Source organism: Citrobacter sp. (genome assembly GCF_050252275.1).
GTDB lineage: Bacteria > Pseudomonadota > Gammaproteobacteria > Enterobacterales > Enterobacteriaceae > Citrobacter_A > Citrobacter_A amalonaticus.
Genome location: NZ_JBFWLF010000255.1, coordinates 1 through 6,715 on the forward strand (window position 1 = coordinate 1; position 6,715 = coordinate 6,715).

Genomic DNA, 6,715 nt, shown 5'->3' on the forward strand with positions numbered 1-6,715 from the left:
CTTCTGATTGAGTTGTGCGATTTGTTTATGTGCGGAATCGCGCACCGTGACTACACGTTCGATAATGGTCGAAAGAATGAGCTCATTGTGTTCCGTCAACACGTAGGGTTCTGTTTGCATCGTTAATCGTCCATAAAAGCAAACACGCCTGTCGGGAGTGGCAGGCGCATTATGCGATGAATAAAAAAGGTGGGAAGTTCAGAGGTAAAAATCAGGAATGAGGCTCGAAAAATTCAGGTATTTATTAATCCGGTAGCTCGCCTGGCTCTGAGAATATCGGCAGCGGTCAGGAATGGGGTCTGTTCTTGCCATGTAAATCCCTTCCGGTCGATACGAACCAGTTCGTACTTTTCGACCAGAAAATTAATAGCATCGGCAAGGGTTATTCCCGCATCGATATGCTCCTCGATGGCCGTGTCGTCATGGAATGGCGTGTCGTTTAGTGTCAAGCCGTAATGATGCTCCAGCAGATACGTTAACAATTGCTGCCACACCTGCACGGGCGACAGACGTGACGAAACCGGCACCGTGGCCGGTACAGTTGAAATGTGCATGGGTAGAATCCTGAGAAAAGAAGAAGAGAGAAGGTGTTACGGGGTCGGATAAATAGAAATGTAAACGTAACCGCAGCTACCACGGGTATCAGCTATACAGGTTAAACTCGCAAGTTGAATGGTCACCTGATGTTGCTGCTGTGGATTTAGTTCGCCAGCACGCAGCATATCTTCCAGTTGTTCTACAAACAGCGGGAAAGCCTGATCCAGTTTCTGCAGTTGCTCTGGCGTAAAACTCCCCGTCAATCCAGCTCTGTCAGCCAGGTAATACAGGCGGTTGCCTTCCTGAACTAATCTTGCGCCAAATCGGGGGGTAATATCACTTTGCAGTCCCCATTGGGGAGAATCAGATAACGACATAAAAGTTTCCTTTTGTTGATATTTTTCCGGACCTACAGCCAACCGCGCTCTGCAAATGACATCACGTCATCCCCTACCACGAGGTGATCCAGCACACGCACTTCGACCAGAGCCAGTGCATTCACAACCCGCTTTGTGATGTGCCGATCTGTCTGGCTGGGCTCCGTTTCGCCGGATGGATGGTTGTGGGCCAGAATGACCGCAGCGGCGTTATGGCGTAGAGCCGCTTTGACCACTTCGCGGGGATGGACCTCCGTATGGCTGAGCGTGCCGGTAAACAGCGTTTCACGCTCCAGCAAACGATGCTGGTTATCGAGGTACAGGACGATAAAGATTTCCCGCTCAAGGCCCGCCATTTGCAGCTGCAGCCAGGTTTTAGTGAAGCTGGTTGAGGTAAATGACTCTCCCGGCTGGCGCTGATATTTCTCCAGCAGACGCAGGGCTCGGCGGATGATGCGTTGTTCGTTAACTGGAAAAGCTGGAGATAATGCGACTTCTGACATCACAGTTCCTTAAAACAAAAAGCCTCGCCGGTTTATTGGCAAGGCCTGAGGGAAGGGATAATAAAAAGGTTCATGAGGCAAGTTGCAGCATATTTTCAGCCATCACCCATAGAGCGCGATTAAGCTTTACATCTCCGTCGATACCTTTTACCGCAGGGGTTTGAGCACGATTACCTTTCGTAGTTCGTCCCGATAGTCCGCCTTTTATCAAGTTCTCCTGATTGCGTTGGTAAGTGGTCCACAGGTCATTGCTATCATCTTGCCAGCGGCGCGGGGAAAGGATCTGCGATTCCGACACCGGCTGATGCTCTTCACCAAAGCGATAGGTTAATGCCGCTTTCGCCATCGCCTCCTGTGCTGGTGGCGGTAACAAAAGCGACTGCATGGCATCGCGCTTCTCCTCCACCCGGTCGAATATCCCCAGCACTTCGTAAGCCCCTTCAATGACTTTCTCCACCACATTGCCTTTATGTGGCACACGTACCTCACCAAAACTCTCACCGCAAATCAGCCCGTTCTGGCAGACTGCACGAAATAGCCCCGGCAGCATCTGGTATGAGCTGGAACCGTCATGGCTGTTGAGCAGAATGATTTCCGGCACCTGCTTACCAGTGATTTGCCCTTCACGGCGCAGGCGCAGCATGTGTTTGGTGTGTTCGCGCTTGCTCTGGTCACGCACACGGGTCTGGCAGGCAAAGAACGGCTGGAAACCTTCACGTTGCAGGTTATCGAGCAGGGTAATGGTCGGGATGTAGGTATATCTCTCACTGCGTGATTCATGTTTTTCTTCGCTGAACACACTCGGCACATAGTGCGCCAGTTCGTCACGGGTTAACGGGCGGTCGCGGCGTACAACATTGGCCGCACCAAAGCGGCTGGCTAATCGGGTCATGATTAATTCCTTTTTTGGAGATGAAAAACGAAAAGGCCATGCTTCCCGAAGGAGGCATGGCCTGTAAAATGATGGTAGGGCTGTTAAGAAAGAATGTTAACCTGCGGTATTCCTGCAGCCGCTGAGGTCATCCAGCTCTTTTTCCGTATTCTTAATACCAGGAGTAAAACTTCCTACTTTTTCATCATTAACATAAACATCGAACGTTGCGGCGTGACCAAGGGCATCAATAAACTGAATCCAGGCGTTGTCCCCATTTCGCCAGCCCAGCGATGAAGGTAACGGGAGTTGTTGATCATCGGTCATAACCGTTATTGTTGTTTTGTCATCGCGTGAGTCCACGCGAGTACCGTCAGGCAGGTCGATGAGTACATTGTGCTGTAGGGTATTCTGCTCATCCGGAGTCATGGTGCAGTTAAGGTTAAAAACGACATTTTCCGGGTTGGTGATTAGATATTCTGTTATGCCCTGACCAAAGCCACTGGACCACATATTCGGTATTGCCTGAGCCGTTGTTGCGGATGTCAGAATTGATACCATCAGAATTCCGTAAAATAACCGCATAATTTTCTCCTTAAATGAATTTCCTGAGCTATTTGGTAGGGATTCTATTTTGTAGCGTATTCCAACGAGTCAACAGGCTGGTTATTGAAATACACCACAATCTTAGCCAGAACATTTGGATTGCTGGTTTTAACAAAACCGACCTTAAAGTTACCGCGACAATACTGCTCAAACGTCACTTTATTGTGATCGTCGGGCACAATGGTTCTGGCGATGCCCGATTCACGGTCAACGATACCCCAAATCCCGTTGGGGCAGTTCGCTTCAGGCTTAGGCTGATTTACTATCGCAACGCGTTTGCCTGGTGAGATGTCAACGATACGACAGGCTTTTGTTAGTACCATCCGTTGATTGCACCAGAAAAGCTTACCGGAACTGGATTCGCGAGTGATAGCCGGGATACCACCTTGAATAGAGCCCGACCAGCCATTCTCGATATTCGCATGAGCCTGATTCGCCACAAAACTTGAAGTGAAAGCTATTAGGGCAGAAGCGCAATATATGGCACGGCACAAATTCGTATTAATATTTTGAAGGTAACTCATCTTTAATCTCTTGAAAGTTATGGTCAATGTAGTTCGGCTCTGAAGGTTGATATCACGTCATTGATGAACCGAAAGTGAGGTAACGCCTGAAGAAAATCTGGACAGGAGAGGATGTCGCGTACGGCGGTATCAAGGGTAAAGCTGTCGTTGTGAAGCGTGACAGCTCGGATTTCCGCGAGAGGAAATACTGCTATCCGGGCCTGATGCTCGCCTGTCAGATACCACTCACCATCACGTAATACCAGACGGTAGGGAGCAAGACCCGTACAGCGACAACCGTTTCCAAGTAGCGTCACCTTCCTGTGTTCAGACACCGCATTCACCAGTTGGGCAAACACGCCAGAGTCTGGGGATGGCACCTGCGCAACTCCCGGCCAAATAAGGCAAGGAGCTTCCACTGGTCCGCTCAAAAGAGAACTGGCCAGATGGTTGTCCATATCAGGAAACAGCGCTTCAACACCCGACTGGCGAGCAAACGTCATCACTGCCAGCTCTCTCTGTCGACCTCCGGACAGCAAGCGACACTGACCTTTGCGATACTCCAGATCCAGATACATCAGACGTTCCCGAAAATCCCTGCGCAGGGTACGAACCGACACACCGAATTCAGTTGCCAGCTTTCGCAAATCCAGAGTTTCACCCGCCACCAGGCGGCTGATAATTAACGACAGCCTGACGGCAAGCCGGTCATGACGGCGTTCAGCCTGAGTCATGAGACAGGTTCTCCAGTGATATAATTAGCTGAAAATTAAAAAGTTATTTTAACGAAGGGGTGGGACAGGGAGTGGACACAAGAAGACGTATTTTTTACTGTTGCTGAAATCAACCGTGACGGGGCGTAAAGGGGAAAGTTTCGAAATTCAGCAGATTATAAAACATCAGAACGGACAGGGTATGTCCCGAAGATAATGGCAGGTAAGCCAGCTCAGAAGAAAATCCAGTCCCAAACGGCACGGGCAACGGATACTACGGCATCGCGGACAGTATGAATAATCGCTTTTAATGGCGCAGGAATAAATGATGCCGCTTCCGCAGAATCAAACACCTCTCCTACTGCGTTGCCAAAGCCCTCACGAGCCTGCTTTCTTATCGGTTCACCGCATAACCTCCCGTGCAGTTGTGTCGCCAATGGGCTGGTGGCTCGGTCTGGCAGGCAGCACATCATCGTTTCTACCATTGATGGCAGATTCCATTCTGTTCTCGCTGAGACAGCGCACACCGGATGGTGTGGTGAGAATAACTGGCGAATAGACGCCAGCCTGGCCTCAATATTCACCAACTGGTGCGGTGATGGGGCATTACCGGTGACATACCACTCATGGCTGGGCTCTATTTTGTCAGCCTGGTTAACGATAAAAAGTATCCGCTGATGGTGGTCAGTCATCACTCGCTTGTAGAAGCGCTCATCGACGGAGAAAGCACGATCATCGGCTTTGATAACCCACAGGATGAGGTCCAGCTCCGGGAGAATATTGCGATATAGAGATTCATATTCCTCATCACGTTGCTCACTCTCGCCTACACCGGGTAGGTCTACCAGTATCAGGCTATGGTCGCCGCTGCTAAGACGCAATCGAAGCACCTCACGAGTGCAGGCGTTGACATCGCTGACGGAAGTGACCTTCCCCTGGAAAAGCGCATTACAGAGCGATGATTTTCCCGCGCCTGTTTTGCCCATGATCCCGATGACTGGTTCGTAATGAGTGAGTTTTTGAATATGGTCAAGAATATGTTTGCCAATGGCATGGGGGAGTGACGTCAGTGGCTTTTCGATAGCCTGCAGACCTTCTGATTTTTTCATGAAACAACCTCAGACAGAAAAACAAAACCCCCGAGCCAGGAGGGCTTCGGGGGTGATTCTCGGTAATAATATCTATCTGAAATTATTTCCATTGTATGTTTTGGTGGCTAGATAAAACATCTATAGGTACAGCTTTTCTGCCAAAGGAGCAGAATTTCATAAACAAATGTTGCTTATGTTTCAGTCTTTAGGCGAAACGGGTAGTAAACTGGGCCCATAAAACACAGCCATTGAAGAATTGTTGCAACCTCAACTGAGGAAAAATTGAACTCATTACTCTAAAAATTTTCGTCAGAACATAGTGGTTATTCAATACGTAGTGCTGATCTCAAACATGCACAACTAAGGAGCCGTAATCGTGAATGCTAATGAACCTTCATCCTCAGTTAACAATGATGAAACAGCCCCCCTTCCAGCTTCCCAAGTTAAGAAGAAAGCGCCAAGCATAAACATAATTAAAGTGCGCGATGATCACTTCCCGTTACAGTTCATTATTGATGAAAATGATACGACCAAATATAAATTGGCTGAAGGTATAGAAGCATCTTGGTTAGGCTCTGATTCATTTGGAATTAAGGAGTTACGCAACCGTGTTGAACCTTGGTTAACATCGCTTTTTCAGTCAGAGCATCTTTCTCTTTTGGCTGGTTCCGGCTTAACGCACGCGATTCACTCCCTGGCTGCCGGGAAAGGAGCTGCAGGTATGAGCACCCTGCCGCTTAGCAACCACCTCCCCGAAATTAATCAAGCGGCAAAAAACGCAGCCATCGCAGCTGGACGCAAAGAAGGCAATCTCGAAGATCAATTGCGAGTTGCTAATGAGTTACTTCGTGGCTTTGAGATTTTGCAAAAAAAAACTGAGGCTGAAGCTCTTCGTGCAGAACTAAAAAACGGTATGCAAGATTTCGCACATTCAATTCTGAAGAGTGAAGAAGGTATCGCGATTGCTGCAGAACATAAACGAGAGCAAGCATTCAATACTCTAATTACTTTTCTGATGAGTTTTGCCAGCCGTACCGGGGTACGAGATCGCCTGAATATTTTCACAACAAACTATGATCGGCTCATTGAAGCTGGCGCTGAATTGGCTGGACTGCATTTATTAGATCGTTTTTTAGGCAACTTGATGCCTATTTTCCGTTCCTCACGTTTAGATTTAGATATGCACTACAATCCTCCAGGCATTCGTGGAGAACCCCGTTACTTGGAGGGTGTGGCACGCTATACCAAGCTACATGGTTCAGTTGACTGGGTACAAACGAAGAAGGATATCCACCGTATTGGCTTGCCCTTCGGTGCAGAAAGTACAGAACCATATTTAAAAGCACCAGGTCTTGCCGGTGCCACCGCTCATCAATTGATGATTTATCCTAATGCGGCAAAAGACAGAGAAACCGCCGATTACCCTTATGTTGAATTATTCCGGGATCTTGCTGCTGCAGTATGTCGTCCGAACAGCACATTAGTAACCTATGGCTACAGTTTTGGCGATGAGC

9 protein-coding genes and 1 pseudogene are annotated in these 6,715 nt (G+C 48.5%); 1 reads left to right on the forward strand and 9 read right to left on the reverse strand.

Annotation, left to right across the window (positions count from 1 at the left end):
• The 9 genes and pseudogenes from AB7E14_RS18390 to AB7E14_RS18430 all read right to left on the reverse strand — a co-directional run.
• Positions 1–120, reverse strand: a pseudogene (locus AB7E14_RS18390) (DUF4942 domain-containing protein); the annotation flags it as partial.
• A gap of 113 nt (positions 121–233) precedes the next feature.
• Entirely contained in the window at positions 234–554 is a 321-nt protein-coding gene (locus AB7E14_RS18395; RefSeq protein WP_428169768.1) for a TA system toxin CbtA family protein, read from the reverse strand.
• A gap of 36 nt (positions 555–590) precedes the next feature.
• On the reverse strand, positions 591–914 hold the full coding sequence (locus tag AB7E14_RS18400; RefSeq protein WP_428169769.1) for a type IV toxin-antitoxin system YeeU family antitoxin: 324 nt from the start codon (positions 912–914) through the stop codon (positions 591–593).
• Positions 915–946: 32 nt separating this feature from the next.
• A complete protein-coding gene (gene radC / locus AB7E14_RS18405) occupies positions 947–1,417 on the reverse strand; it encodes a RadC family protein (RefSeq protein WP_428169770.1) in 471 nt (156 codons plus the stop codon).
• A gap of 70 nt (positions 1,418–1,487) precedes the next feature.
• Complete coding sequence (locus AB7E14_RS18410) at positions 1,488–2,309, reverse strand: DUF932 domain-containing protein (RefSeq protein WP_428169771.1); 822 nt, start codon at positions 2,307–2,309, stop codon at positions 1,488–1,490.
• Between the two features lie 96 nt (positions 2,310–2,405).
• Positions 2,406–2,873 (reverse strand): hypothetical protein, encoded by a 468-nt coding sequence (locus AB7E14_RS18415; RefSeq protein ID WP_428169772.1) that lies wholly within the window; start codon positions 2,871–2,873, stop codon positions 2,406–2,408.
• Between the two features lie 44 nt (positions 2,874–2,917).
• Complete coding sequence (locus tag AB7E14_RS18420; RefSeq protein ID WP_404780157.1) at positions 2,918–3,418, reverse strand: hypothetical protein; 501 nt, start codon at positions 3,416–3,418, stop codon at positions 2,918–2,920.
• Between the two features lie 23 nt (positions 3,419–3,441).
• Positions 3,442–4,131 carry a WYL domain-containing protein gene (locus AB7E14_RS18425; protein WP_199144332.1) on the reverse strand — a complete coding sequence of 230 codons (690 nt, stop codon included), beginning with the start codon at positions 4,129–4,131 and terminating at the stop codon, positions 3,442–3,444.
• A gap of 212 nt (positions 4,132–4,343) precedes the next feature.
• A complete protein-coding gene (locus AB7E14_RS18430) occupies positions 4,344–5,219 on the reverse strand; it encodes a GTPase family protein (RefSeq protein ID WP_428169773.1) in 876 nt (291 codons plus the stop codon).
• 358 nt (positions 5,220–5,577) lie between these two features.
• On the opposite strand from AB7E14_RS18430, the gene AB7E14_RS18435 reads away from it, so the two are divergent.
• Positions 5,578–6,715: SIR2 family protein (locus AB7E14_RS18435; RefSeq protein WP_428169774.1), on the forward strand; the 1,138-nt coding region annotated here is incomplete at its 3' end.